The organism is Pseudomonas sp. Rh2 (assembly GCF_040762985.1).
Classification (GTDB): Bacteria; Pseudomonadota; Gammaproteobacteria; order Pseudomonadales; family Pseudomonadaceae; genus Aquipseudomonas; species Aquipseudomonas taiwanensis.
The window spans coordinates 5,109,247-5,134,478 of sequence record NZ_CP142890.1 but is presented as its reverse complement, the minus strand read 5'-3'; the positions used below and the strand labels follow the sequence as shown (position 1 = coordinate 5,134,478).

Sequence of the window (25,232 nt, the reverse complement as noted above, 5' to 3'; positions counted from 1 at the left end):
AGGTTTACGGAATTCCTGGCCCTGGGGGCCGGCCGCAAACTGCGCGAGAGGAGGGCGAGCGCGAGGCAGCTCATAGCACCAGTCCACTCAACAGGCGGCTAATGAGGCCCAGGGCGATGGTCACGGCCACCACCAGGACAAGGAGCAGCCACGGCCTGAAAGGCTTGCGCTCGACTTGGTGCTGGGGGGCTCGCAGGTACTCATCGACACGACGCTGATCTTCCGGATTCAGTCGGCTGGTCATGGTGGGCCTCGTCAGATAGACGTTTGTGACTGCGCGAACGCCACAGCGTTCACGCAAGCGCTTGAAACAAATGATAATGCTTTCTATCCCTGGCGCCGAGTTTACGCCATTGCAAAGACTCTCGGCACTGGATCAAAGACTGATTCCGACATCGAACACGATACTGCGCCCCAGGTTGCCGCGCAGGAAGTCCGGCGCATCGGGGTGAGCGAACAACACCCGGGCGAAGGTCGGCCCGACCAGTGACAGCGAGCGCCAGCCCTGGCGCAGGTATTCGGTGGGCGGCGGGAAGTGCGTGTTGAGGTCGAGCACCTCACGCTTGAGGCTGGAGAAGGCGATGATGTCCAGCTCGCTCAGGTCCAGCCCGCGTTCGCGGTAGTTATGCGCCTTCTTGCGCAAGGTCGGGGCCAGGCGCCCAAGCAGTTCGGCGGCACTGATCCGCCTTGGCCGCGCTTCACGCCGCACCAACTGCGCCAGCGAAAAGGCGCTGCGCCGGCGTTGCAGCTCTTCGCGCCATTCGTCATTCAGCCGGCGCCCCTCATCGAGCACGAAAAACACCTCGAACGCCGCATCGCGGAACAGTACGTCGGGCGGTTCCTGGCCGGCGGGGGAAAAGTCCTCGCTGCGGTAGGGAATGTTCAGGCCTTGCAGCAGACGCTGGCAGACCCAACGCTCGCGCTCCCATTTGCGGGCATTGGACAGGAATGCATTGGCTTGTTCGGCCTGGATGGTAAGCAGGCGCAGGTAGTCTGAGTCATCCATGTGAACTAGCTTAGTCGGCAATTGTGAACGGTAAGAGCTTGTTTGCCCGTGGGAAACGTCATCAAGGTGTAGACTCGGGGTATCTGAAACGGGAGCGAGCTTGAGTTGATCAGCGCACAGGTCCTGTCTTCCACCAGCATGACCGTGGGTTGGCTGGCATACGTACCGCTGTTGATCTGGGCGGCGACGCGCACGCGCTGGGTGGAATTGTTCACCGACAGCCGCCGTCAGCACCTGCTGTTCGGCACGGTCTTTTGCCTGTTCGCGCTGTGGTTGGTCAGGCGCGACTTCGACACCGGCGTGTCTTACCACTTCATCGGCATGACTGCCGTGACCTTGCTGCTGGACTGGCCGTTGGCGATGCTTGGCGGCTTTCTCGCCCAGCTCGGGTTGCTGGCGCTTGGCCGCCAAGACATGGCGGCCTTGGGGGTCAACGGGCTGCTGCTGATTGGCTTGCCGGTGCTGATTACCGAAGTGTGCGCGATCCTGGTCGAGCGGGCGCAGCCGCGTAACCTGTTCGTCTACATCTTCTGTTCCGGGTTCTTCCCGGCAGCGCTGACAGTGTTGGCCTGTTTGGTGGCGGGGTTGGGGTTGCTGTGGCTGGATGGGCGATTCGCCATGCCGGAATGGCTCAGCGACTTCGTGGGCTACCTGTGGTTGATGATGTTCCCGGAGGCGTTCATCAACGGCACGGTGATCAGCGCGCTGGTGGTGTTCTGCCCGGAGTGGCTGGAGACGTTCAACCGCACGCGGTATTTGCAGGCGCCGTGGAAGGAGGATGAGCGGTGATTGTGTGTTGGCTGTTCCGGCCTCTTCGCGGGTAAACCCGCTCCCACAGGTACTGCACCGATCTTGAAAACCATGAGATCTCTGTAGGAGCGGGTTTACCCGCGAAAGGGCCCTTACGAGCACCGTGCTATCGGATCAATGCCGAGACTCCAGATCCCCCGAATACAGCTCATCCTCCGACTCATCCGCCCCAGGAATCTTGTGTTCTTCCGCCGCCCAGGCGCCCAGGTCGATCAATTTGCAGCGGTCCGAACAAAACGGCCGGAACGGGCTGTGCTCGTTCCATTCCACAGGTGCGCCACAGGTCGGGCAATCGACGGTCAATGGCTGGCTCATGGCTGGCCTCCTCGTAAAGTCAGGTAAAAGTGGTGCAGGCGGTCGATCTGCGCATGCAGCGCGCTCAGGTCGCGATCATTGACCACCACATCGTCGGCATGGCGCAGGCGCTCCTCACGGGCCAACTGGGCCTTGAGAATCGCCTGCACCTGCTCGCTGCTGGTGTTGTCCCGCTTCAACGTGCGCTCCATCTGCAGCGCTTGCGGAGCATCGATCACCAGCACGCGTTGGGTTTTCTGGTGCTGACCAGACTCGATCAACAGCGGCGAAACATACACCGCATAAGGCGACTTGGCCTTGGCCAGGTAGCTGAAGATCTCCTGCCCGATCAGCGGGTGCAGCAGTTGCTCCAGCCATTTGCGCTGCGTCGGGTCGGCGAAGATCAGCTGGCGCAGGGCGGCGCGATCGAGCTGGCCATCTTCCTGCAGCACGCCAGGGCCGAAACGCTCGACGATGCTGGCCAGGGCAGGGCGCCCGGGTTCGACCACCCAGCGCGCAGCCTGGTCGGCGTCGACCAGGTGCACGCCCAGTTCGACGAAACGTTCGGCAGCCGCGCTTTTGCCGCTGCCAATACCGCCAGTCAGGCCCAGAATCCAGGGGGTGAAGGCCGCAGTGGTCATCAGAGTCCCAGTAGTTGCATGTAAGAGGCGTATATTTCATCACCCCAGAGCAACGCAATCCACCCTGCAATGGCCAGATAAGGCCCAAACGGCAACGTCGTACTCAGCGATTGCCGACGCACACGCAGCAGGCACAGGCCAACCAGCACCCCCAGCACCGATGACAACAGCAAGGTCAGCGGCAGCACCTGCCACCCGCCCCAGGCGCCGATCAACGCCAGCAGCTTGAAGTCCCCATAGCCCATGCCCTCCTTGCCGGTCAGCAGCTTGAACACCCAGTACACGCTCCACAGGCAGAGGTAACCCGCAATCGCGCCCCACAGCGCATGGCTCAGGGGGACGAAGGTGTGGAAGGCATTGGCGATCAAGCCTAGCCACAGCATTGGCAGCACCAGCACGTCGGGCAGCAACTGGTGTTCGATATCGATCAGGCTCAAGGCCAGCAGGCACCAGGTGAGCAACAGTAGCAACAGCAGCTGCGCGGCACTGCCGCCATGCCACGCGACTACCAGCGAAACGGCCGCGCACGCCAGCTCCACCAGTGGATAACGCGGGCTGATGCGGCACTTGCACGCCGAGCAGCGCCCACGCAGGGCCAGGTAACTCAGCACCGGGATGTTTTCCCAGGCACGAATCGGGTGCCCGCAGCCCGGGCAGCGGGAGGCCGGCAGGCACAGGTCGAAGCGTTCATGCACCGAGGTCGGCAGCCCCAGCACCTGCTGTGCTTCGCGCTGCCATTGGCGTTCGAGCATGATCGGCAGGCGGTGCACCAACACGTTCAGAAAGCTGCCGACCAGCAACCCCAGGAGGGCGGCCAAGGTCATCAGGTAAGCCGGCTGCGCAGCCAGGAAAGTCCATAAAGTCATGTTCAGATCAAACTACCCAACTGGAAAATCGGCAGGTACATGGCTACCACCAGGCCGCCAACCAGCACGCCCAGGACCAGCACGATGGCCGGCTCCAGCAGGCTGGTCAACTGGTCCAGTGTCTGGCTGACCTGTTCTTCGTAATGGCTGGCGGCCTTCTCTAGCATCACGTCCAGCGTGCCACTGGATTCGCCGATGGCCACAAGCTGCACCAGCAACGGCGCAAACAGCGGCTCACTGGCCATCGCCTGATTCAGCCCCTGCCCATTGGCCATGCCCTGACGCAAGCGCAGGATGGCCTGCTCGTGCACAGGGTCGCCGCTCACCCTCGCCACCGTTACCAACGCATCCAGCAGCGCAACGCCCGCCGCGTAGGCGGTGCCCAGGCTGCGGGCGAAACGCGCCAAGGCCGCTTGCCCCAGCAATGTGCCGAACACCGGCAAGCGCAGCGCGTAGCGCGTTATCCACAACCGCGCCGACGCATGCTGCCGATAGAGCCGGAGCACGCCGGCCATCAGAACCAGCGCGCCAATCAGCAACCCCGGCGCATAACGCCCCAGCGCTGTGGATAAGTCGATGACCCACTGAGTGAAAGCTGGCAACTCGCTGTTGAACCCCGCAAACAAGTTCTGAAAGCGCGGAATCACCTCCAGCAACAGCAGTGCCGAAACGCCCAACCCCGTCAGCAACAACAGCACCGGGTACAGCATGGCCTTGCGCACCCGCTTGCGCAGCGCCTGGCGCTGTTCCAGCATGCCCGCCAACTGTTCCAGTTGCCGGTCGAGCGTGCCGGACTGCTCACCCACCCTTACCAGGTTGCAGTACAACGCATCGAACCAGCCCGGGTGGCGCTGTAGCGCATCGGCCAGCCCCAAGCCCGCCGCCACATCCTGTTTCAATCGCCCCAGCAATGCCGCTTGCCCCGCACCACAGCCGCTGCGCCCCATCACCTCGAACGCCTGCAGCAGCGGCACGCCCGCCTTGAGTAACGTCGCCAATTGCCGGCTGAAGCCCGGCGCATCGGTTTTTTCCCGAGCCTTCGGCCATTGCCAACCCCGCGAACCCGCCCGCTGCACCCGCACGTCCCGAACACCCTGGCGCAGCAGCCCCGCCCGCACATAGGCAGGGCTGCGCCCGCGGGTTTCGCCACTGACCGGCGTGCCATCGGTATCGGTGCCATGCCAGCTGTAGAGGTGTGTCGATGAGCTCATGAACAGTCCTTGGGTGCCTGTGCGACAAGCTTGGAAACAGCTTGCCGAGTCCATTGTCGGGCGCGCTTGCCTGATGCTCACTAGAGTAGTTCAGCGAACATGACGCCCAGACGGGCAGGGGTGACAAAAGGTGTCTGATCAGGCCTACTGCGCCGCTGTCAGCCGGGGTCGAGAGTGACCTCAACGAGTACGCGTATCGAAAAGGAAGATGTTCATGAAAGGGCAACGAGGTATCACCCTGATCGAACTGATGATCGTCGTGGCGATCATTGGCATCCTGGCGACCATCGCCATCCCGATGTACACCAACCACCAGTCCCGCACCAAGGCGGCGGCAGGCTTGCTGGAGATTTCAGCGCTCAAGACCGCGATGGACCTGCGCTTGAACGAAGGCAAGGACGTATCCGACGTCGCCGCCCTCGGCGGCCAGCCCGCCACCTCCCATTGCGCCATCACCGCCACCGGCAAGGCCGCCGACGGCAGCGCCACGCTCGAATGCACCCTGGCGGATGCACCGGCCAACGTGCTGGGCAAGACCGTCACCCTGACCCGCTCGGCCACAGGTTGGAGCTGTGCGACCAACATCGAAGAAGACCTCGCGCCGAAGGGGTGCAAGGCGCCTTGAGGGCAGGGCAATAAGTCAGGGGAAACAGGAGTTTGCGTAACGGGTGCGAGCAGTGGTACGTTGCGCTACACGCCGGTGTAGCTCAGTCGGTAGAGCAGCGCACTCGTAACGCGAAGGTCGCAGGTTCGATTCCTGTCTCCGGCACCAGAGACCAGTTTCCAGAAGTCTATGACTGTCTACGAAACACCCCGCAAAGCCCGCCTAGCGCGGGCTTTGTTGTTTCTGTCTGTCTCGTTTTGTCTCTGGGCATCTATGCGATTTAGGGATATGGTTAGGGATATCTCGGTTCGACAAGGAAACGTATCCCTATGGCGCGCACAGTGGTGCCTCTCACCGATCCCAAATGTGATGCGGCCAAGCCTCGGGAGAAAGACTACAAGCTGTTCGATGGCAAAGGCCTCTACCTGCTGGTGAAGCCGTCAGGCGTCAAGACTTGGCGTATGAAGTACACCAAACCTGATGGCCGTGATGGTTTAGCAACGTTTGGCAACTATCCGGCGCTCGGCTTGAAAGCGGCCAGGGAGCGACGCGCTCAGGCGCTTGAACTCCTTGCTGCTGGGAAAGACCCCATCGAGCAGGCGCGCTTGGACAAACAGGAAGCGGTCAATGCCCGGGCGAATACCTTCCGTTTGCTTGCACAGGAATGGCATGCGGCCTGCGCTCGTAAGTGGACACCTGGTCATGCCTCCACAGTTTGGCGACGCATTGAATCCCACCTGTTGCCCACTCTCGGTGATCGTCCGGTCGCGGAGCTGAAAACACGGGATCTGCTTGTTCCGCTGAAAGCGGCGGAAAAGCGGGATACCTTGGATACGGCTGCACGCCTACGCCAGTACATGACGGGCATCCTCCGTATGGCGGTTCAGCATGGTCATCTAGATTTCAACCCTGCGATCGATCTGCAAGGCGCCACGGCTACCCGCAAAACAGCGCACCGGCCTGCTTTGCCATTCGAGCGCTTACCTGAGCTTCTCCAGCGGATAGATGCCGACAGCGGGCGCGGCCTGACCAAGCTTGCGGTGCAGCTAACCATGTTGGTGTTCATCCGCTCCAGCGAGCTCCGCTTCGCTCGCTGGGGAGAGATAGACATGGGGAGGCTGATGTGGGAAATCCCTGGCGAAAGGGTGGCTATTGAGGGGGTGAAGAACTCCCATCGAGGCTCCAAGATGAGCACGCCACACTTGGTGCCGCTCAGCCGACAGGCTGTAGAGGTGCTGGAGAAAGTTCGTAACCTCACTGGTCGTTTCGATCTGGTGTTTGCGGGTGATCACAATCACTGGAAGCCCATGAGCGAGAACACCGTGAACAAAGCGCTGCGACGAATGGGGTATGACACCAAAGCAGAGGTATGCGGCCATGGTTTTCGGACAATGGCCTGTTCTGCACTGGTTGAGTCTGGACTTTGGAGTAAAGACGCGGTCGAGCGGCAAATGAGCCACCAAGAGAGAAACACAGTACGTGCCGCCTACATTCACAAGGCTGAGCACTTACAAGAGCGGAGGCTTATGGTGCAGTGGTGGGCCGACTATCTGGATGCTAATCGCAGGGATGCAATTACTCCCTATGATTTTGCCCATGGGAGGTCCCTCCATCCATGAAGCAGACTGAGATGATGGTGGAGGGCATGACAATGCTTGTCCCATCAAAAGCCGGTGTACCAGGTGTAACCCGTGTAACGGATCAGGCCAAGACGCTGAAATCATTGGGGATTAGGCACGTAACACAGGCCAAAATATTTTCGTACACCTGGTGTAACCTCGCCGTCCCGTGTAACGCCAATAGCCCCTCGCCCGCCTGCTGGCCTATGCGCATGCTCTCTAAGGTCAATGCAAATCGCGGGCTCGGCGCAAACTTCCGGGGCGTGGGGGAATGTTGATGCAGCGTGACTCGTGGTCTATTGAAGGGCTGGCCATCCACCCAACCCGGACTGAATCCAGGACCATAAGGGAACATCTGAAGCGTCTTCCAATTTTCAGCGGCTACGCTCCAGAGGTTGATGCCGTGCTGAATATCATGGAGATCTGCCGCCACTGGCTCCCGGAAGAAATCGGCGCAGAGCTGAGCAATGCTGCGCTGCGACACAATGACGCGATTTATCAGGTGATTTCTCACTATGGGGCTAGCCAGTTAGCGGCCCAGCTTCGCAGCTTCACCGACCTCGAAGCGGCAACAGATATACAGCTTATTGCCGCTTTCGCACTGGCAAGTGCAGTCCATGCCTTATGCGGCTTAGCCGAGCACCTGAGTACACCCGGGCAGGAAATACCGGCACTTGAGTATTATCAGATGCACCTCAACTGCATTGAGAACTACGTGCCTGGTGCTAGCGCCTGGCTAGATCCTGATGAAAATGCAGCATGCTGCGAGATAGGCGACTTGGCCAACGCAGCGTCGAGGCATGCGGACACCAAAATCGACGGGGTGTTGAGTAGGATTGCTCGGCGTCGGGAAGGCTTGGAGAGCCGTGATCAATCCATCGAAGCGAAAGCGCTGGAACTCATCAACGCAGGAACAGCCATGCACAATCTGAACAGCAAGCTACGTGCCTGGCAGGAGCGCGAAACAGGGGCGTCGCTATCGAAAGTTCAGATGGGGACAATCCTAAAGCGCATTCCCTGGCTGGGTTATAACCCTCCCAGTTCACTAAGCAAAAAGTAAAGTGAACGTTCACAGCTAGGTAGCCCCTGCATAGGCTCCGCCCTGTAAAACCAATACAGGGATACAGCCATGACACTCCAATCCGCACCGCTGGCCGGCGCCGCAATCGATCAGCCGGCCAGGCTCATTCGCATGAAAGAAGTTGTAGAGCTCGTGGGGCTTGCACGCCCAACGATCTACAAGCTGATGAGTCAACCTGAAAGCACCTTCCCTCAGCCTGTGAAACTCACTGACAGCACCGCCCGCGGCGCTCCCGTGGCTTGGGTTCTATCTGAAGTTCAGGCCTGGACGCACGCTCGTATCGCTGCGCGTGACAAGGTGGCCGCATGACGCCCATTTTCCTCCCTCACGCAGCGCTCGATGCAATCGCCGAACTGGGTCAAAAGGCTCCAACACATGGGCGGTTGGCGCGCTTGCAAAAACTTCGGGACGAAGCGCTGGCCAAAGGGGCGCACGTTCTGCTGCTGATTTGGCCGACTCTCGATTGGGGGCTACTGGCTATCGAGACGCCTGGCGACGTGACGATTCGAGATGCGGCGCAGTTGGTTCCCAACGTGCTCGCCAATCCCGATGCACTAGGGCAGATGTATGAGAAGGCGCGGCAAGGCCGCAATCTCACCTGGCTCAAGCTTGAGCGCCGCCCGGTCGCCGCCCACTAACGAGAACGCCCCCGGCTGCAACCGAGGGCGTCTGAGGATATTCACTTTGCCCGCCTACTCTATGCCATGGCCCAGAGCCATGCAACCTGCCCGCACCTATCAGCTTGCGCCTCGTCGGCTCACACGTTACTCTTCGCAGGTCGCTGCAAATTCAGCGACCGGGTTTGGCGACCCGACGAAATCAAGGCGCACAAGCGCCCCTATCACGAATGCAGGCGCTTTTTTTGTGCCCGCATTCCCGTGTTATGGCGGCTGTGCGTGGGAGACCTTCGGGTCTGCCGGGTTCCTTGATTCCCGGTTCGCCAACCTGCGCACAGCTGCCACCCTAAATCGTTTGGCGACGATCAGTGGCAGCTCCTCAAATCAAGGAGCTCCGCCCATGCACGCCCTCAATCCGTCTGCCCTCCAGAACCACATTGCTGCCCTGAAGGCCCGTGCCATTGCGGCACTGCACGCCGACTCGTCCCTCTCCGTCCGCTTGGCGCGTTACAACGCTGCGATGGCCCGTGCTCGCGCCCTGGAAGCAAACGGGGGTGCCCAATGACCAATCCAACACAGCACTTTTCTCAGCCAGAAGACTTGCTATGCATCACAGCAAATGCGCCGGTAGGCGTCCCGATTGATGCGCTCACCTGCGCCATTGAGCGAGCCCAAGCAGTGCTGTGCTTGGTAGAGGATCAGTTTGAGAGTGAGCACGGGCAACGCCTGGCGAATAGTGTGATCCTCGGCGCCCTGTGGGATGTGCGCGGAACGCTGGAGCAGATTCGTACCCTGGTCGTGCATGCCGATGACTCGACACAGGTCGCGGAAGGGGGCCGGAAATGAACGGGCACTTTCAGGTCAATACCGTAGGTGGGGCCACCTTCTCTAAGCACAACTCGTTGAATCAACCGCTCTTCAAGGTCTGCCCGGGTGTTTCCGGTGAGGAAGCATTGGAGCAGGCATCGGTGCTCATGAACTGCGTGAACAAACTGACCCAGCTGGCTGGCGTGAGCGAAGACAACAATGCACTGGTGTGGGCGGCACATTATCTGGGCGAGCAGGCAAAGGCGCTTGTCGATGATGTAACCACTGGAATTCAGATTGCCGAGGGTGGCCAAGCATGAGCAGGACCAGACCCAACTCCCGACATCCGACCTTTGCCCAGGTCAAAGCGGCCTCCCTGGCGGCGATTGATCGCGTGTTAGCTCACTGGCTTCCCAATGGCAAGCGTGTAGACGGCGGCAAGGAATACACCGCCCCCAACCCAACCCGAGCTGACAAGCATTCAGGATCGCTCAAGGTGAACCTGGCCAAAGCTACCTGGTGCGACTTCGCCACCGGTGACAAAGGCGGCGATTTGATCGACCTGGTACGCTACCTTGATCGCGGCACAGATGTGGAAGCTTGCAACAAGCTGGCGGCTTTCCTCGGTGTCGAGGCAACGAATAGCACCAATGTCACACCACCCACTGGCCAGGCCAAAAAGCCCGAGTGGGTGCCCATGTTGCCCATTCCTGAGCAGGCAATGCAGAAGGTGCTGCAAGCGCACCGGCAGCACGGTAAACCTTCCAAGGTTTGGATTTACCGTGACGCCAACGGTCAGCCACTTCTGGTGCTGTACCGCTTCGACCTCGGGCCGGATGAGAGCGGCACGGCGCGCAAAGTCTTCGCGCCTCTCACCTGGTGTAAACACTCCGCTAACGGCTCGCTGGCCTGGCGCTGGCAGGGCTTACCGGAGCCACGCCCGCTCCTGCGCCTCGATGACCTGGCTAAACGTCCTTCGGCACCAGTCGTAGTGTGCGAGGGTGAAAAGGCCGCCGATGCCGCTGCCGAGCTGTTGCCCGAGTACGTTGCCACCTGCTGGCCTAACGGGACGAACTCTTGGCAGAAGGCTGATTTCGCGGCGCTAGCCGGGCGTGACGTATTGCTGTGGCCAGATAACGACGCTCCAGGCTTGAAGTGCATGGATGCCTTGGCCGATCACCTTCGGAAGCTTGGAACTGCCTCGGTTCAGACGGTAGCTTTGACTGTATTCAGGCAACTCCCAGGTATGGACGGTGAGCGCCCCACTTTCGCGCCAGGCGGTGAGTGGCGCGAGGGTGACGATGCGGCGGATGCCCAATCCAAAGGCTGGACAGCCCAACACTTGTCGGAGCTGCAACGCACCGGGGAGCTGTCTGCCCTCGCACCCGCCACCACGCCCAACCCCACCAAGCAGAGCAAAGCCACTGACCAGGCCAAGCCCCAATCCGAGAAGAAAACCGCCCCGGCCCCGAGCGGCTTTCGTGTCACAAAGGATGGGGTGTTCTATGCCGGTGAAGATGGCGAAGCACGACCGGTTTGTTCACGGTTAGAGATATTGGCTCGCACCCGAGACGAAAAGGGCCACGGTTGGGGCCTGCTGGTGGAGTTCGATGATCCCGACGGGGCCAGCAAGCGCCTTAACATTCCGGCCAGGGCAATGGCGGGCGACTTTGGCAAGGAAGTACTTGCGCCACTGGTTGATATGGGGCTGCGCCTGGCACCCGTGCGCACTGCTCGCAATTCGCGCAACGACCTACAGAGCTACCTGCAAGGCTATGACGGTTCCGAGCGCGCCCGCTTGGTAACTCGCCTGGGCTGGCATGGGGACGCCTATCTGGTGCCGGATCGGCAGATAGGGGCCAGTACTGAATATCTCCATTTCTACGAGGCCGGCGCCCAGCTCCCGCCCGTCACTCAATCGGGCACGCTGGAGCAGTGGCAACAGCACATCGGCGCATTGTGTGTGGGCAATAACCGCTTGGCATTCGTAGTGTGCGTGGCTTTTGCTGGGGCAGTGCTGCACTTGCTCGGGCATGAATCGGGCGGTTTCCATCTGTACGGCGACAGCTCGGGCGGAAAGACCACCCACTTGCAGGTCGCGGCCTCAGTTTGGGGTGGGCCGCGCCTGGTGCGCTCCTGGCGCTCTACTGATAACGCCCTGGAAAGTATCGCGGCAGCGCACTCGGACGGGTTGCTGGTGCTCGATGAGATCGGGATGTGTGACCCGAGAATCATCGGGGAAACGGTCTATATGTTGGGCAACGGCACCGGCAAGGCGCGGGCCAATGATCGCGGGTTGAGCGGGCGCCAAGTACAAGAATGGCGGTTGCTGTTCCTTTCCACGGGAGAAAAGACCCTTGCGCAACACATGGCCGAAGCAAACAAGGACCTGAAAGCAGGGATGGAGGTGCGGCTACTTGCCGTCCCAGCCGATGCTAGCAAAGGGCTTGGGCTGTTCGAGGAGCTGCATGGCTTCGACGATGCCGCTGCCTTGTCGGATGCGCTTAAGGCGCGGGTGGCCAAGTTTTACGGCTCGCCTGCCCTTGCCTTCCTGTCGGCCCTCTGCGACCCGACCAAGTTGCGCGCCTATACAGCCATGGTGCGCAGCACAGTGGAGCGCTTCACGACTGAAGCCCTACCTGCCAGCGCTAGCGGCCAGGCCCAGCGTGCCGCAACCCGCTTCGGTTTGGCCGCGGCGGCGGGAGAGCTGGCCACCGCCTTGGGCGTTACGGGGTGGCCGGACGGTTTGGCACTCGACTCCGCCCGCGTGTGTCTGAATGCCTGGCTGGCTGAGCGAGGAGGGGCTGGAAACATGGAAGGTGATGCGATTCTCGCCCGCCTGCGCCAGGTGATTGAGCGTTTTGGGGAGAGCCGCTTTACACGCTGGGAGTCGACCGCTGCCAAGGTAGACGAGCACGGCCCCCGCACTATTGACCGGCTCGGCTTTCGCAAGTCGATGGAGCACGGCATGGGTGACACGTCGCACACGACGACGACGTATTACGTACTTCCCGAAGCTTGGCGCTCTGAAATCTTCCGAGGCATGAATATCAATGCAGTGAACAAAGAGCTGCTGAGACGTCGGGTATTAGAGCCTGGCAAAGATGGCAAGGCCTCCACCTCTGTGCGCCTGCCCGGCCTCGGACTACAGCGCTGCTACGTCGTCGTGACGATCCCTGAACTGGCTGAGAACGAAGCACAGGCTGCTTGAACTACTACCTCTAAACCCACGAGGTAGTGTCGGCAACATATGGCCTTGCCAGCCTCGCACAAACCACTTCCAATCATTAGGTATTGATCATGAAAGAACTGAAAAAGCAGCGTGACGAATTGATTGCAGAGCGGGATTCTCTCGAAGATAGCATTCCGGGCCTGAGAGCTGCGTGGGAGGCAACACCGAGTAACTGGGACCGTCATGGCAATTGTATTGGCAGCCCTGAAAGTACGGCGGCTATGAATAAGCTTTCCAGCGCAGAGGGTCGCTTGCGCAGTATTCCTGGTGCTATTGAGCGAATCGAACGCGAGATCAGCTATCAGGAAAGTTTGGCGAATGCGAAGCAGGCCAAGACAAAGGCTCGTCAAGTCATGTCAGATTCAGTTAACACGGTAACTTCACTGGAGAGCACTCGTACTCTTATTCTTGAGCGCCTACAAACGATCCAAAAAGAATCAAATCTAGCCATCGAGAGGGCGCAGCAAGCTGAGATTGAGGCTGCGAACCTCTACGCACGCAACGTCGCAACCGGTAATAGTGAGGGCGAACAGGCCGCAAGCATTGCGATGGAGAGAACTAGCACCTTGCTCATTGAGGCTGATGAACATGCAAGGCGCCAAGAACTGATTGTCGCTGCATTGCAGGCGGAAATTGAGGCGCTTGATGCTCAGATCTCCAAGGTTAAGCAGGAGTCTAGCCAAGCTCAGGACAGCGCTCTACGCGCAACCGCTTTGGCCCTCGGCGATGAATGGAATCGCTTGGCCAAGCAACTTGCCGCTGTGGGCTCTCGAATTCTCGCCGCAGACCATCATCGAGGTAGCGGGAGCATGATGTTGTCAGACCTGTCGATCCCGCTCTTCGGCCCTTCAGGCAGAGGGCTCGACCGCGACGACGTGCTAGAGGGAGCTAAAGGCATCACCCTAACAGACCTGATCGAAGCGTAACCCCGAAACAGCCCGCAGATGCGGGCTGTTTGTTATTGCTATGGTTACGTTGATTCCGTCATAAAGCAGCTTGGCCAAGCTCGCGGTCCAATAGGGTTCGAGAACAGCCAGCTACGACGGACCGCTCTCGACCTGTAGCCGCCTTACGCGACAGGCGGCTAACGGCCAAAAGCATGAGCTGACGATTAAGAGCACGAAAGTCCAAAAGCGCAGCGTTAAGACGCCCAGCAGACGAAGTGGGTGATAGTTGAGGAAATTGTTGGCCTTGCTACCTAAACCCAATTTTTTGCCTTGGGGTTTGAGGTTGACCCGCATATCCGTCTAGTAAGTGAGGATTCAGCTCTAGGTATTGGCGAGCCCACGGCTGCAAATTAAATGCAAAGCCATCGACGAGGCTCCCAACGCTTGAGGCTAAATATGTAATACCCTTCGACCTTAGCCCAGCCATGACCCCATCTTCCATTCCAACATGAACGGTGTTTTGTTGATTCTCAAGGTATGGAATCAGATAACCCTTTTCTTCTGGAGTTAAGCTATGAAGCAATTCTTGACGTGATTTGGTTACCTGTCTTTGCTCATGTCGCTGTTTAAAGGAAGTGAATATTCTGGCGACGCAAAACGAAAGCACAAACAAGAATGCGGGACCTAGATATACTCGGAAATCTTTACGAAACCCATCAACAGCAACGGTACTGGCATAGTCCTCTGGTAGGAACAGGATTAGTCCCAAAACCGTTAGAATTGCCACTAAGAATGCCGCTGGTATTTTTCTAAAATACTCAGCAATTTCTGTTATTTTCCCCATGACTGTACAATTCCTTATGTGGTACCAATTTTTGGTTGAGGCGCGTGCTCCAACCCGCCCCGGTGAAGGCATCAAACGACTTTAAGAAGTTTCGAAGCACTACAATAATGCGGATATGCCAGCAATAAATGGACCAAATACAGTGATGTGCGCAGAGACGTTTTGCATAAAGTCCCTGTATGCTTCTGTAAAGCCACCTTTCTGGTGGCTGACGGCGAGTGCTTGCACATTATCTACTAGCCTTGCCTCGGTTTCACTATCGAAGCCATTAGACTTAATTGCCGAGATCAAATCAGCAAAGATAGCCGGCTCGTTATAGTTAGTTGTTATGCTTGCTGTGGCGTCAGCGGAGTTAATATTAATACTGGAACCAGAAACACTGCTTATGTGAATGCCTGCAACTTGTTTCATTGTCTGAATACCATTTTCCATTTTATAGAGATCGCTATCTTTCAGCATCTGCAGGGTTATGCGCACTGCCGCCAATAATCTCTCTTGACTTTTGAAAAGAGTAACCATTTGATCCACAGACCAAAGATTGACGTCGTATTTATTGCATGTGTCTTTCGCAGTGATTGGCACGTCTTGATTGTAACCACCGTAAACCCAAGAGCTTTTGAATGCTTCGACAAGTGCCGTGAGCGTTGGATATCTACTGAAGTCATAGTTTATAGCAAGCAGAGAATCGTACATGTAGATCGCCATGTCTCGACCATCTGCATACAACGCCTCTACAAGGTGCCGCTCCTGATGTGGGATTCTCGATACAAACCGGAAGTCCTCTTCATTTTTTAAGTGACTCCAGTTCTTCTCGCACACCCTAAACTCCTCTCCGATCGATAAAAGCCTAGATATGTAAGGCGCTACAGGCTCAAGATCCCTTCTGATTTTCAATCTTGCCTCCAAATGCTAGCATTTAGTTAATACTCCTTGTCGATGCGTAGCCTTCAAACCAACTTAATGGATCGTTTGAAACGCGATATTGGCAAGAAGAAAAAATCGACAGAATTTATACTGATATTACGAAGTCGCCTGCTGTATGTCCATGCCGATTATGGGAGGGCTCTGCGTGCCTCTTCTCTCCGTTAGCTACCTTCCGTGAATGGCAGCTATGGGTCGATAGCGGCCATACGGGAACGGCTGCTTTCGACCCATAGCGGCCGTTCGTGCAAAGCAGCAAACGGCCAGAAGCGGACAATCGCTGGAAGCTGCAGGCTTGCCTGATTCACGCCCGATGTGTGTAATCGTGATCGTTTTTACGCAAAGAGCACAGCATGCATCGCAGCACACTGACCTTTCAGAACACTGTTCGCCCCGGAACCTCGTCAAACGGCTGTACCACCGTTGAGCGCTGCTTTTCCGATTTTCGAATCGACGGGCGTTCCTTACTGGAAATTTTGGTGACCGCTGGTGGGGGGCACTCTGACTTCATGAGCGGTTTCGTATCGGGTTTTTCAGAACAGAATCTCCGGTTCGCCAATAGCCTGCTTCGATGCGAGCAGCCTGAAGTGGAACCTTATCGAGTGCTCATTTACATCTGCCCAGAGTGCGGCGACATCGGGTGCGGAGCCTACTCAGTGCAGATTCGCAGGCTGAGTACCGAGATTATTTGGGAGGCATTTGCGTACGAAAATGGATATGAAGAGCCTCGCGTGATCCCTGATCTTGGCCCATTTAGCTTCAGCTCAGCCCCGTATGCACGCGCTGTCAAAGCTGCGTCTGAGATGTGAATTGGCGGATGGATGAGACCGCCTCTTTCTGTCGCGTCCGCTTTGGGCGAACACATCACGTTCGTCGATGCCTCGTACGAGGAGCGTAACCCAAGAGCAGGCAGTCGAACTTAGCTCTCCAAGTGCCTGCACAAAGACTTGGTTTTGGGCACCGTCGACCAGGCAAGAACGGAACCCAGATCACCTTGATCGAAGGAATATTTGTGATGAGCCACCTTGGCAATGACTTGAGGGCCGATTTCGTTGAAGCACTTAAGGAGATCTCGACGCTGATGTCCATGGCATACGAACAGCTTGGCCCAGTACCGCAAGACCATGCATTAGCTCAAGCAGGCTTGGAGAACGGGGGTGAAATCGTTCTTGACTATGTCGATCACCACGAGGCTGGGTTAGCGCTCGAGCATCTGCTTTACATGATTGACGAACCACCGCTTGTTGTTTCTGAAAAGTGCATGGCCATTCTAGACCGGATCGCAAAGTCCTTGGAGATGCCATCCACGAGATGACTTAGGTTCACCTACCTGAACGTCAGCTTTGGGTCGGTAGCGGTCACTCGCGAACGGCTGCTTTCGACCCATAACTGCCCTTCACGAACGACAGACATCGACCAATGCCAATTACTCGCCACCTAGGTGCGACAAAGCGCGATATTTTGTATTCATGGTGACAGTTAATGCACGCCTAAATGTTATTAGGTTAGGAGTATGACATTAGCGCGGCTCTTGCCCCGCTAGTGTCATTACTTCAAAAAACTAAGTTTGCCATTGCCTGCTCAAGAAGCTGGCCTAGGGAATAATGCAGTCCAAGCTGGTTCGGCTGGCTTTGAACGATAAAGTATTGGTAAGGAATTATTAGGACAGGTTTCTGGCAAAACTAGCAGCAGGCCCTGTCCCTTGAAGCCAAGAGGGTCCTTGTAAAGCTTAGAACCCAGAACTCGGCACATTGACTTGGCCCTATGCATCTCATCGTTGTCAGCCCAAAAATTATAACCCTCTTCGGGGAAGGCGTAGGCAGATTTAGGTAAAATCTCACACACAAACAGTTCAGACCTAATATCTAACTTATCCAAAGTGCTGTTAACTCTTTTCTCTCCCTCCTCGGTCGCAACTAATGACACGATAAGTAGTGGGATATTGTGGGTGCAGAGCTGTTCTGAGCACGTTTCGGAAAAGGACTTGATTCCGCCCGCCAATGTTTCACCGCTACCTATGACGTCATCAATAACAATTACTGCCTTTGGAGGGCTGTCATATTTGAGTGCAGATAATTTCTTTGCTATGGCTGGAGGGTCGTAGATACATGTGGTTGATATTGAGTTTGTTTTTGCATACATTCGTGCATATTGTAGGCCGCTCTTTCCGACGGCGTCTACAAACGTAATCCAAACATCATTGCGGCGATCCGTTCTTTTCGTAATGGTCGTCGCACCAATATGCGGTCGAACAAAGCGATCATGTGCAGACCTGAGATAATCATCAATCTCTGTTGGATTTATAAAGCGTATGTTTTTTAGGATTTTGAAAAGAAGTCGTTGATCAAGTATGTTAGAGGCTTGATCAAGCCAGGCACGGATTTGTTCGCCATTAATTTTCTGGGCTCGATAAGTCGGCCACCTATTCACGAGCTCCTGAATTTCTTGCGCCGACACATGAGCTAAGTCTTCTGCGGCTTTCAAGCTGGCTTCAAGATCATCGCCTAGCGTGCTGGTAATGAGCTTGTTCAATCCGAACTCTTTAAGCCATAGCTCAAACAATGGAATTGTAAAAAAAAGGTTTCCATCTTTTTCGTTTAGAATTTCACGGCGCTTAAAATCTGCAATGAGTGCCGGAATTTCATGCTCGGGAAGTTGAGGGCTAGTGGCCCGACGCTTTGCTTCTTCCTCAGACTTTTTGTTCTCTCTAAAGGACCGGCCTATTCCGACCAGCAGGCGAAGCCGCTTCAGTTCAGTCACCTCAGCGTACTCTCGCTCAAAACTAATCCCATCTTTCCATAAATGCGCAAAGGCGTTTGTGTCGAGATCCGACAGAAGCGAGGGCAAATCCGCTTTAATATTTGACTCAGTTATCTCAGTATCACGCTCACTGACCGTTGCGCTTACAATCTTTGAGCATACTAGCTTAGTGTAGTATGGATGACCGTTTGTTAGCTTGAAGATCTCATTAATTGAAGCATCATTCCAGTTTAGCTGACCCTCTACCGGATTTATTATTAGCTCAAGATATTCAGGCCATTCGTCGCTCCGTGAAAAGAAATCAACTTTTTCCCTGGAGAACTTATTTAGCTGGTCGCCTTGAGCCCCAATTATAAAAGGCATTTTCTCACCGCCGACCAATATAAATGCCAAATTTTTTCGTGCTGCCAGAGTTCGTAAGTTGGCAAAAAAAGTTTCCGCAAGGGGGCCTGACCTATACATCTCCGGATGGATTTCATCGAACTCATCAAGAATTATGACAAACTTCTTATTTGGACTAGCTATCTCTAATTTTTTTGCGGCCAGATTCAGGTCAGACAAAGACTCACTGAAATCCGGAGTAATTGAGTCATTTATTGACAGGAAGCCACTAAGGAAAGAGAAGATATTTTCCCCTAGTGATTTCAAAGTCTTTTGCGGGGTTATCGAGCTGTACTCCCCGTACTCAAGATAAAGACTATGGAAGTCGGAATTGTCGCTCTCCAAAAAATCCACCACCGCTTTGGCAAGAGACGTTTTGCCAATTCGCTTCTGCCCTGTTATATAAGTAGACGCCATAGGTTTTTTTAGCAGCTTGCTTGCGATCGCCTTTACTTTAGCACTGCGACCGACAAACATGTCACCTTCGGCAACTTCAAGGCTATATGGTTCGAGCGACTCTAATGTCAGCCAATCGACTTTTTCATTTTGGCCTTCCAAGACCACATCAAATATTTGATTTTTTGTCCCCCCGAATATTTCAGCCCAAGTAATAGCTATAGTCAATCCGGTTTTTTTACAAGGCACAATAATGCAGGCTCGTAAGCAAATTGCAAATGCTCCCGGCGAAACATCACCAATCCGGTGCATATCATTCTCAAGCAATATGCAGGAGTCTTCGCCTGTGTCTACCTCAATCGTGACATCAATAGCTGTTCCTGGGCCTTTGTTTATCAATGGTATAGTAATGTTTATCCAGCGATCTTGGAGGTGCAGAGGGTATTTTTTTTCCGCTGCCCCTGGTGGAGTCCTGAGTGGTTCAATAAATGAAGAGAGTCTCTCAGACGAAGTTGTTTTTATTGTTACAATGGATTTTTTAACCGACTCCAAAAATGGTTGCGCGAACTGATATGTGAAAAACGATTGAGATGCATCTATAAGTTCTTGCGCTTCCCGAATGGTATCTTCAATCTCATCAAGTCTTTGCTTGTACTCCGACCCGTTGCACGTAGAAAGACCGTCTAAGCAATCGATTAAGCTTTCAATTTTTGTTTTAATGGGTACATAGTTGAAAGGCTGAAGATAACTTTGAAACTGCTTGTGTTTAAGCGCTTTTGTGAGAATTGGCTTTTGAGTGGCTATCTCTGCAATAGTTCCTGACACTTGAGATAGTGGCAAATAGTTACTGCAAGCACTGCCATGAAATGAGCGAATTAAGTTTATTTTCTCATACGTCTGTGTGGCTTTTTCAGCTCGCACGAAGCGGGCTAAATCAGGAGCGTGCGGTTCAATTATAGCCACCAGCTTCCGATTTATTACGTTGGGCTGCTCATCTAGTGGAAGCAGTCCGTCAACTGCCATACATCTTATCAATATAATTGCTGCAATCCGATGTCCAGTAGTAGCAGACTCTACCCGCCCTAAAATGCGCTCTAAATTTTGTCCGCAATGATTCCCAGTGATTTGGCAAGCATTAACTAGGGCTTGCACCAAAAGATCTCGTGCATGCTCATAGTTATTTGACCCTCCAGGATCGTTATTTATTTTTCTGATTTCAGATTCGAGCTCAAACAACGCTAGATTTAAGCCTTCCAGATGGCAGCTTTCTTCATTGATCACTAATGTACTTTCCATGTTCTGCTCGAGCTCTTAAAAAATTTGTTGATTTATTGTTTTTTGCCTGATTGTTCTCGGGCGGCAGAAAGTCTCTTTGGCTCCGGGACAAACTCGTTTTGGCAGGGGCGCTATTCCAACTTGGATTTTTAGCTCTAGGCAGCTGCGGCGTCAATAGCTGGGCGGGCTTAAGAGGTAAGATTGAATTCTTCTGAAGCGCTCCCCGCCATCAGTGGAACGGTGGCGACGCCATAGCTGATGAACATGTTTGCCCAATATTCGATTGCAGCGTAGGCAGAGATCTTGGTTTCACTCAGCGCTTGAGTTGCCGATTGCGCAAAGCTAGCTGCTGGTTTGCTGGCCGATATCAATCGACGCTGACTGTCCGCTTTGGGTCGATAGCGGCCTACCATGGTTACACCGGATCTGTTGTTACACTGCTAGGGCAAAGCGAAGGCATGAACGTGTAACGCTATTTTTTCCTTTAAGAACAATGGGGTGCTCGTATTCGTTACACCCATTACACCTGTTACACCGCTTTGGATTGGTAGTCATCTAGCGACCCCATGCCCCCTATCTGGGCGTGCCTTCAGCGGCTGAGGCACTCCCCACCTCCCGGATCCTAGGAGCCGCCGGGGACCCTGAGAGATGTGGTCAGATACGGGGCAGGAAACCCGCGGCTCTTCGTTAGCGAGTGTCCTCCCAGCTTAGTGAACCGGTGAACGCGGTGAACTCCAGTGAATTGTGCAAATTTTTGAACATCAAGCGCGATCCTTACGGTGCTGGTAAGGATCGCGGTCGAGGCCGGCTATCAGTCTCGACCCAAGTCAAAGGCGAGCAAGGAGATAGTCACTTTACGACCACTGTCTTGGGGGAGGGAAAATACATAGCGGTCGCTCGTTTCATCCAAGCTGACCGGTCCGCTGAGATAGCGGGGATGACTTTTCACTAGGTCCCGCATTTTCTGGACCACTGCTGTGAAGTCGGCATTTCGGTTGAACATGACGATTGCCGTCTTGGTATCACGCCATGTTAAGTAGCTGAGCAATTGGTCAATGGTTGCTAGAAAGCGTTTATCTCCACCCCAGATCTTGAACTCAGCTACAAAGAGGTTGCCCTCTTCATGGCGTATGAGGACGTCCGTTTTACCTTGATAGTTGAACGCCTCCCCTGTCGCTGTGCCGAAATGGGCATTAAGTGGTACCAGGAATAGGTCCCTGAGCGATTCTTCGTCTAGCTTCCTCGTTCGCGATGAGCTTTGCTCAATGCTCCGACCAGCTCCACGAACCAGGCCAAGAATTGTTTCATACTGCTTCATATCAAGCGTTGGTTCGGGTGGAGTTGCTGGAGTCATCGGCGGGAGCTGTGGCACGACTTTTTGCTTGACCGTTGGCGGGATATAGCTGCGTGCATCCCCAGCCTTTTCTTTCAAACGAATGCCCAGCCCAGATAGCTTTGAAGCATTTTCCTTTTGGGCGAGTAGCTTAGTGCGGCGGGCGTCTATCTCTGCTCTTACGGCATTCTCGATTTGCTGCTTGAATCCAGACCACTGGCGGCGATGCGATTCTAAATATTTTTCAATGGACGCAAGCGTCGAATCGAGTTCTGCCTTGATGGTCTCAGGGGTTAGCGAGCGATCGGCTATGGTGAAGGCCAAATGTTGCTTGCGAACCTGGGCGCGAGGAGGATTGAAATCGAACGAGCTGGGACGCAGCTTAAAGATATCTGCTTCCCCTTGAAAAGGGACCTCGAAGTCGTACGCTTCACCAGGAACAGATCTCATCTGCCTATCCCAGTGATCCCAGACCTCCACCTGCCGCTCATGCTGAGATGCAACGATCTCATCTCGAAGGAGAGTGGGAATCTCAACGTCGTATTTTTCTACAAAATACTGGACTAAAGCCTCGACATCAGTCTCCAAGAGCCTGCGTTCCGGCAGCTGGCTCACCTCAGTGCATGCGGCGTTTATCTGGGCTGAGATTGAGTGCGAACCATCACCGTCGTTAAAAAGGTAATCCCTTACTTCCCTACGGTTCATCAGCGTACCTTCTGGTGTTATCAAAGTGCCATCGAAGGTAGTCGCGATTTTGATGCGAATCAACGGTGGATCGGGTAGGGGGAGCAAGGCTTCCGAAATTCAGTGCGTGAGTCGGCACATCTCAAGGTGGATTTTCTTTTAGGGATACGTTTAGGGATACGCCGCGATTGCTTTACCTATTTTTGCCATATTTTGCTGGTTGAAATGGTAGTCTTTCGATTCCTGTCTCCGCACCAGACCGTTTGGCCGATGGTGGTTTCTCGCCCCGGGCCATCACAAAAAGCCCGCCTAGTGCGGGCTTTTTTGCGCCTGTCTTTTCCCAGCAGGCCTGCGAACCTCGGACTTAACCGTTCCACCCACTGTATTCATCGCGACCACACCCAGAGCAATCCCAACAGCAAACCTACCCAGTTCTCGATCAAAGCCCCATTTTCACAGGCAACCCATCCTTGTAGGAGCGGGCTTTGCCCGCGATCACGGGCGAAGCCCGTGCCATCCCCCACCTGACCGAATCACAGCCAGTTCCGCGCACCGTGAATGCACAATCACCTCCCTCATGCGTATGGCTGAGAGTTTTCGTCTGTCGCCAATGCATGACCTCGCGCCAATGACCCTGGAAGAAGAGGGCATCACACGGACGGCGAAGTAGGCGGCGGAGCGCAAGGGGTCTTCTAATTGACGCGACAACTGCGCCGAGCTGGTTGGTTAAACGGATCCCGATGAGCCCAAAAATTTCCAGTTCGATTCCACGGAAAGCCATAACTAGCTGATTTATTTGTAGATACCCTATGGGGTAAATCAAAAAAACCATCAAATTCCAGCCCCGCGAAAATCGGGCCCTCACGACCAACAACCGTCCGTCTGTCTTCGATACCACCACAGTCCAGAGAATCTATGGGATTCCGCTGGCAATTGAACATCACGTCTACCTCACTGTTTCTTTCTGACTAAGGCCATGTAGAGCGCAGACTGTCCTTTAGCAGCATCTATATAGTTCGCAGCGGTCATGTCGCAAAGCAAGGTGGGTTCCGCAACCAGCTCCAGTTTTGGCGCGCCACCGTACCAATCATCATCATCTCCGAGCGCGTTCTGGAAGGTTGCAAGCATATCTTGGCAATCCTTGAACTTCCGATTTACCGAGTAACCACCGCTCTGGTCATCGTAGAAGTGGTGAAATACCAACAAGACGAAGCCCCATCGATTGGCCTGCTCATTCCACCTTGTATTCGGGATCACTTTTTCCAGATCGCATCGGATCTCATAAATTTTCTGGTAAGCATTCTTGTTGTTGTGGACAACTTTGAACTCCAACGCGTGCGGTGCTTGTTCGTCGAGCTGATCTGCGACCCAGATATCCACCTTCTTTCGTTCGGCCGCCACCAGCCAACGGGGGACGTTTTTACGCTCGTTGAGCGGCTCTCCGAGGTCGAACCGGTCTCGGTGGATGTCGAGCAGCGCAGCGGCTTCAAGACTGAGCCAATGCTCAGGGGCCGCTGTTACCGCAATAGATGCAAGCATGCGACGGCGTTCATCCTGTTGTAGATGAGTGATCAGAAAATCAAAAAAGCTGGGTACGAAGGACATTGAGGGTGTCTGCTATTTGTACGTGATGCGAAATATGCTTAGGTTTCTTAACGACATCATGCTGGCTCGGTAAAGGAGTGACAAGAGGTAATGAGCGTTACCGCGCGCTCACCTTAACGTTTTTAGCTGAAGAAGACATGGGCTCAGACGAAAACCATCGCTTCTGACGTCCACTTTATGTATTTGGTCCATTCGTGAAGCACTATAAACTAGGGCTGTCTGCTTGCTCCTATGGATACTAGGTGGACTTACGAACAAGCTATTTATTCTCGGGCACTGTCAAGCACCGCCATAGCTTCTCCTCTCTCGACCAAGAGCGCAGCTTTGTCCGCTTCTGTGAGATGTGACCCCGGGGTAGGTAGAGCAGACGTCGTTGCCTCGCACCACTGTTTTTATAGGACTCATTTTCAACGAATGCTGACGTCTGTGCCTTCCGATTCAAGGCCATCTCGATATGTGCGGCAATTATCGGCTTGACTCTAGAATATGCGAAGCGTGGGGATGGGTGGTTTACGACAGCTACCGGCACTCCATTGGCAAGTGATCGAATCCGTTTTTCGGTGCGTAAGCTAAAGCAAATGATCAAGTCTGGCGCCAGTCCAGTCAGGACTTCGGAAAATGCACCTTTGCCGTGCTCCCATGCAGCTGCTGGTGGCGGGATGCGGCTATCGCTGATTAGCTCCTGTAGGAAGTTATAGTAAGCAACGCTACTTCAAAAGGCGACTCTTTCTGTTTTGGAGAAGCCGTGGCTGACATGTTTGTACAGCGGCCATTATCTTGGTGAAATGCGGGTGTCGGCGTAGCTTTTTCGTTGCTCGAGGATATTTGTCGCCTAGGGCAAGAGCCTTTACAATCTCGGGGGTCACGGTTGGCCGTTCATGCTGCTTGCCACCGTAATGAGATTCACAGACCAAGAGAATGCGTAATCCGTATAACCCACGCTCGTAGTGAGGCCCCACCCAGGGTGCAAAGCGGATCATGTTTTTGCTCATTTTTCGTCCTTGGTAACAGGTCCAAGCGACACCACTGTATCTATGTATTAGAGGAAAATAAAAATGCCCCATCCCATTGGTAGCGACGGAACTCCTCTACCTATCAAGCACACCTTCAAGCAAGTCTATGAATCCATTGGTCGAGATGGCTTGGCGTTTACCTCCACAACCGGAGAGCGCATGAATGCCACACAGGGACTGGCTGGCGATGGTGTAACTAAAACTATTGTTCTGCATGGGCAGAATAATGTACATGGACGAGTATGCGCTGCATGCTGGGGCAACTTGAAAAGCTGCACAGGCGAAAGGGTTGGCCAGGCCGTTGGTCCTCTTGACAAGGCGATCGTATAGCTGCTCTTTGTATTG

At 54.9% G+C, this 25,232-nt stretch carries 25 protein-coding genes and 1 tRNA gene; 14 read left to right on the top strand and 12 right to left on the bottom strand.

What is annotated here, in order from left to right; all coding sequences use genetic code 11:
• Nucleotides 1-70: 70 nt before the first annotated feature.
• Both VXM67_RS23450 and VXM67_RS23445 read right to left on the bottom strand, forming a co-directional pair.
• Nucleotides 71-244 (bottom strand): DUF3094 family protein, encoded by a 174-nt coding sequence (locus VXM67_RS23450; protein ID WP_023382444.1) that lies wholly within the window; start codon nucleotides 242-244, stop codon nucleotides 71-73.
• 132 nt (nucleotides 245-376) lie between these two features.
• Nucleotides 377-1,006: a DUF1780 domain-containing protein gene (locus tag VXM67_RS23445; protein WP_023382443.1), complete on the bottom strand. Its 630-nt coding sequence runs from the start codon at nucleotides 1,004-1,006 to the stop codon at nucleotides 377-379.
• A 105-nt stretch (nucleotides 1,007-1,111) separates the two neighbouring features.
• On the opposite strand from VXM67_RS23445, the gene VXM67_RS23440 reads away from it, so the two are divergent.
• A complete protein-coding gene (locus VXM67_RS23440) occupies nucleotides 1,112-1,795 on the top strand; it encodes an energy-coupling factor ABC transporter permease (RefSeq protein WP_023382442.1) in 684 nt (227 codons plus the stop codon).
• A 135-nt stretch (nucleotides 1,796-1,930) separates the two neighbouring features.
• Here VXM67_RS23440 and yacG read toward each other — a convergent pair whose 3' ends face one another.
• Genes yacG through VXM67_RS23420 form a run of 4 tightly spaced genes read right to left on the bottom strand, consistent with a single transcriptional unit; the run spans nucleotide 1,931 to nucleotide 4,828 of the window.
• Nucleotides 1,931-2,131: a DNA gyrase inhibitor YacG gene (gene yacG / locus VXM67_RS23435; RefSeq protein WP_023382441.1), complete on the bottom strand. Its 201-nt coding sequence runs from the start codon at nucleotides 2,129-2,131 to the stop codon at nucleotides 1,931-1,933.
• Complete coding sequence (gene coaE, locus VXM67_RS23430; RefSeq protein WP_367237406.1) at nucleotides 2,128-2,751, bottom strand: dephospho-CoA kinase; 624 nt, start codon at nucleotides 2,749-2,751, stop codon at nucleotides 2,128-2,130. The genes yacG and coaE overlap by 4 nt, the downstream gene beginning before the upstream one ends.
• Complete coding sequence (locus tag VXM67_RS23425) at nucleotides 2,751-3,617, bottom strand: A24 family peptidase (protein ID WP_023382439.1); 867 nt, start codon at nucleotides 3,615-3,617, stop codon at nucleotides 2,751-2,753. The genes coaE and VXM67_RS23425 overlap by 1 nt, the downstream gene beginning before the upstream one ends.
• A gap of 2 nt (nucleotides 3,618-3,619) precedes the next feature.
• On the bottom strand, nucleotides 3,620-4,828 hold the full coding sequence (locus tag VXM67_RS23420; RefSeq protein ID WP_027907763.1) for a type II secretion system F family protein: 1,209 nt from the start codon (nucleotides 4,826-4,828) through the stop codon (nucleotides 3,620-3,622).
• A gap of 214 nt (nucleotides 4,829-5,042) precedes the next feature.
• Between VXM67_RS23420 and VXM67_RS23415 the strand changes: the two genes are divergently transcribed.
• From VXM67_RS23415 to VXM67_RS23365, 11 genes are all read left to right on the top strand, one after another.
• Nucleotides 5,043-5,453, top strand: a complete 411-nt coding sequence (locus VXM67_RS23415; protein WP_023382437.1) for a pilin — start codon at nucleotides 5,043-5,045, stop codon at nucleotides 5,451-5,453.
• Between the two features lie 71 nt (nucleotides 5,454-5,524).
• A tRNA-Thr gene (locus VXM67_RS23410) sits at nucleotides 5,525-5,600 on the top strand.
• Nucleotides 5,601-5,761: 161 nt separating this feature from the next.
• The gene (locus VXM67_RS23405) at nucleotides 5,762-7,051 is read left to right on the top strand and encodes an integrase arm-type DNA-binding domain-containing protein (RefSeq protein WP_270149557.1); all 1,290 of its coding nucleotides are present in this window, start codon (nucleotides 5,762-5,764) and stop codon (nucleotides 7,049-7,051) included.
• A 271-nt stretch (nucleotides 7,052-7,322) separates the two neighbouring features.
• Nucleotides 7,323-8,111 carry a hypothetical protein gene (locus VXM67_RS23400; RefSeq protein WP_141729078.1) on the top strand — a complete coding sequence of 263 codons (789 nt, stop codon included), beginning with the start codon at nucleotides 7,323-7,325 and terminating at the stop codon, nucleotides 8,109-8,111.
• A 69-nt stretch (nucleotides 8,112-8,180) separates the two neighbouring features.
• On the top strand, nucleotides 8,181-8,441 hold the full coding sequence (locus VXM67_RS23395; protein ID WP_069943425.1) for an AlpA family transcriptional regulator: 261 nt from the start codon (nucleotides 8,181-8,183) through the stop codon (nucleotides 8,439-8,441).
• A complete protein-coding gene (locus tag VXM67_RS23390) occupies nucleotides 8,438-8,770 on the top strand; it encodes a hypothetical protein (protein WP_367237405.1) in 333 nt (110 codons plus the stop codon). Before VXM67_RS23395 ends, VXM67_RS23390 begins: the two co-directional genes overlap by 4 nt.
• Before the next feature lie 379 nt (nucleotides 8,771-9,149).
• On the top strand, nucleotides 9,150-9,314 hold the full coding sequence (locus VXM67_RS23385) for a hypothetical protein (RefSeq protein ID WP_192441623.1): 165 nt from the start codon (nucleotides 9,150-9,152) through the stop codon (nucleotides 9,312-9,314).
• Nucleotides 9,311-9,595: a hypothetical protein gene (locus VXM67_RS23380; RefSeq protein WP_069943423.1), complete on the top strand. Its 285-nt coding sequence runs from the start codon at nucleotides 9,311-9,313 to the stop codon at nucleotides 9,593-9,595. The genes VXM67_RS23385 and VXM67_RS23380 overlap by 4 nt, the downstream gene beginning before the upstream one ends.
• A complete protein-coding gene (locus tag VXM67_RS23375) occupies nucleotides 9,592-9,876 on the top strand; it encodes a DUF3077 domain-containing protein (protein WP_069943422.1) in 285 nt (94 codons plus the stop codon). Before VXM67_RS23380 ends, VXM67_RS23375 begins: the two co-directional genes overlap by 4 nt.
• Entirely contained in the window at nucleotides 9,873-12,767 is a 2,895-nt protein-coding gene (locus VXM67_RS23370) for a DUF927 domain-containing protein (protein WP_069943421.1), read from the top strand. The genes VXM67_RS23375 and VXM67_RS23370 overlap by 4 nt, the downstream gene beginning before the upstream one ends.
• An 89-nt stretch (nucleotides 12,768-12,856) precedes the next feature.
• Nucleotides 12,857-13,714, top strand: a complete 858-nt coding sequence (locus tag VXM67_RS23365) for a hypothetical protein (protein ID WP_367237404.1) — start codon at nucleotides 12,857-12,859, stop codon at nucleotides 13,712-13,714.
• Between the two features lie 268 nt (nucleotides 13,715-13,982).
• Here VXM67_RS23365 and VXM67_RS23360 read toward each other — a convergent pair whose 3' ends face one another.
• Together VXM67_RS23360 and VXM67_RS23355 are read right to left on the bottom strand one after the other, a co-directional pair.
• A complete protein-coding gene (locus VXM67_RS23360) occupies nucleotides 13,983-14,519 on the bottom strand; it encodes a super-infection exclusion protein B (protein WP_081337071.1) in 537 nt (178 codons plus the stop codon).
• Nucleotides 14,520-14,618: 99 nt separating this feature from the next.
• Nucleotides 14,619-15,212 carry a hypothetical protein gene (locus VXM67_RS23355; protein WP_367237403.1) on the bottom strand — a complete coding sequence of 198 codons (594 nt, stop codon included), beginning with the start codon at nucleotides 15,210-15,212 and terminating at the stop codon, nucleotides 14,619-14,621.
• A 581-nt stretch (nucleotides 15,213-15,793) separates the two neighbouring features.
• Between VXM67_RS23355 and VXM67_RS23350 the strand changes: the two genes are divergently transcribed.
• A complete protein-coding gene (locus tag VXM67_RS23350; protein WP_367237402.1) occupies nucleotides 15,794-16,249 on the top strand; it encodes a hypothetical protein in 456 nt (151 codons plus the stop codon).
• Nucleotides 16,250-16,455: 206 nt separating this feature from the next.
• The gene (locus VXM67_RS23345) at nucleotides 16,456-16,755 is read left to right on the top strand and encodes a hypothetical protein (RefSeq protein WP_367237401.1); all 300 of its coding nucleotides are present in this window, start codon (nucleotides 16,456-16,458) and stop codon (nucleotides 16,753-16,755) included.
• Between the two features lie 266 nt (nucleotides 16,756-17,021).
• On the opposite strand, the gene VXM67_RS23340 is transcribed toward VXM67_RS23345, so the two are convergent.
• The 4 genes from VXM67_RS23340 to VXM67_RS23325 form a co-directional block, all read right to left on the bottom strand.
• Entirely contained in the window at nucleotides 17,022-20,273 is a 3,252-nt protein-coding gene (locus VXM67_RS23340) for an ATP-binding protein (protein WP_367237400.1), read from the bottom strand.
• Nucleotides 20,274-20,440: 167 nt separating this feature from the next.
• Nucleotides 20,441-20,665 carry a hypothetical protein gene (locus VXM67_RS23335; protein ID WP_367237399.1) on the bottom strand — a complete coding sequence of 75 codons (225 nt, stop codon included), beginning with the start codon at nucleotides 20,663-20,665 and terminating at the stop codon, nucleotides 20,441-20,443.
• A 398-nt stretch (nucleotides 20,666-21,063) separates the two neighbouring features.
• Nucleotides 21,064-22,353 carry a hypothetical protein gene (locus VXM67_RS23330; RefSeq protein ID WP_367237398.1) on the bottom strand — a complete coding sequence of 430 codons (1,290 nt, stop codon included), beginning with the start codon at nucleotides 22,351-22,353 and terminating at the stop codon, nucleotides 21,064-21,066.
• Nucleotides 22,354-23,220: 867 nt separating this feature from the next.
• The gene (locus tag VXM67_RS23325) at nucleotides 23,221-23,874 is read right to left on the bottom strand and encodes a hypothetical protein (protein WP_023382423.1); all 654 of its coding nucleotides are present in this window, start codon (nucleotides 23,872-23,874) and stop codon (nucleotides 23,221-23,223) included.
• Nucleotides 23,875-25,232: the final 1,358 nt, after the last annotated feature.

Coding starts and splice junctions, on each gene's coding strand:
- VXM67_RS23450 (WP_023382444.1), bottom strand. CDS start 244: ATGACCAGCCGACTGAATCCGGAAGATCAGCGTCGTGTCGATGAGTAC.
- VXM67_RS23445 (WP_023382443.1), bottom strand. CDS start 1,006: ATGGATGACTCAGACTACCTGCGCCTGCTTACCATCCAGGCCGAACAA.
- yacG (WP_023382441.1), bottom strand. CDS start 2,131: ATGAGCCAGCCATTGACCGTCGATTGCCCGACCTGTGGCGCACCTGTG.
- coaE (WP_367237406.1), bottom strand. CDS start 2,751: ATGACCACTGCGGCCTTCACCCCCTGGATTCTGGGCCTGACTGGCGGT.
- VXM67_RS23425 (WP_023382439.1), bottom strand. CDS start 3,617: ATGACTTTATGGACTTTCCTGGCTGCGCAGCCGGCTTACCTGATGACC.
- VXM67_RS23420 (WP_027907763.1), bottom strand. CDS start 4,828: ATGAGCTCATCGACACACCTCTACAGCTGGCATGGCACCGATACCGAT.
- VXM67_RS23415 (WP_023382437.1), top strand. CDS start 5,043: ATGAAAGGGCAACGAGGTATCACCCTGATCGAACTGATGATCGTCGTG.
- VXM67_RS23405 (WP_270149557.1), top strand. CDS start 5,762: ATGGCGCGCACAGTGGTGCCTCTCACCGATCCCAAATGTGATGCGGCC.
- VXM67_RS23400 (WP_141729078.1), top strand. CDS start 7,323: ATGTTGATGCAGCGTGACTCGTGGTCTATTGAAGGGCTGGCCATCCAC.
- VXM67_RS23395 (WP_069943425.1), top strand. CDS start 8,181: ATGACACTCCAATCCGCACCGCTGGCCGGCGCCGCAATCGATCAGCCG.
- VXM67_RS23390 (WP_367237405.1), top strand. CDS start 8,438: ATGACGCCCATTTTCCTCCCTCACGCAGCGCTCGATGCAATCGCCGAA.
- VXM67_RS23385 (WP_192441623.1), top strand. CDS start 9,150: ATGCACGCCCTCAATCCGTCTGCCCTCCAGAACCACATTGCTGCCCTG.
- VXM67_RS23380 (WP_069943423.1), top strand. CDS start 9,311: ATGACCAATCCAACACAGCACTTTTCTCAGCCAGAAGACTTGCTATGC.
- VXM67_RS23375 (WP_069943422.1), top strand. CDS start 9,592: ATGAACGGGCACTTTCAGGTCAATACCGTAGGTGGGGCCACCTTCTCT.
- VXM67_RS23370 (WP_069943421.1), top strand. CDS start 9,873: ATGAGCAGGACCAGACCCAACTCCCGACATCCGACCTTTGCCCAGGTC.
- VXM67_RS23365 (WP_367237404.1), top strand. CDS start 12,857: ATGAAAGAACTGAAAAAGCAGCGTGACGAATTGATTGCAGAGCGGGAT.
- VXM67_RS23360 (WP_081337071.1), bottom strand. CDS start 14,519: ATGGGGAAAATAACAGAAATTGCTGAGTATTTTAGAAAAATACCAGCG.
- VXM67_RS23355 (WP_367237403.1), bottom strand. CDS start 15,212: ATGTACGATTCTCTGCTTGCTATAAACTATGACTTCAGTAGATATCCA.
- VXM67_RS23350 (WP_367237402.1), top strand. CDS start 15,794: ATGCATCGCAGCACACTGACCTTTCAGAACACTGTTCGCCCCGGAACC.
- VXM67_RS23345 (WP_367237401.1), top strand. CDS start 16,456: ATGAGCCACCTTGGCAATGACTTGAGGGCCGATTTCGTTGAAGCACTT.
- VXM67_RS23340 (WP_367237400.1), bottom strand. CDS start 20,273: ATGGAAAGTACATTAGTGATCAATGAAGAAAGCTGCCATCTGGAAGGC.
- VXM67_RS23335 (WP_367237399.1), bottom strand. CDS start 20,665: ATGGTAGGCCGCTATCGACCCAAAGCGGACAGTCAGCGTCGATTGATA.
- VXM67_RS23325 (WP_023382423.1), bottom strand. CDS start 23,874: ATGTCCTTCGTACCCAGCTTTTTTGATTTTCTGATCACTCATCTACAA.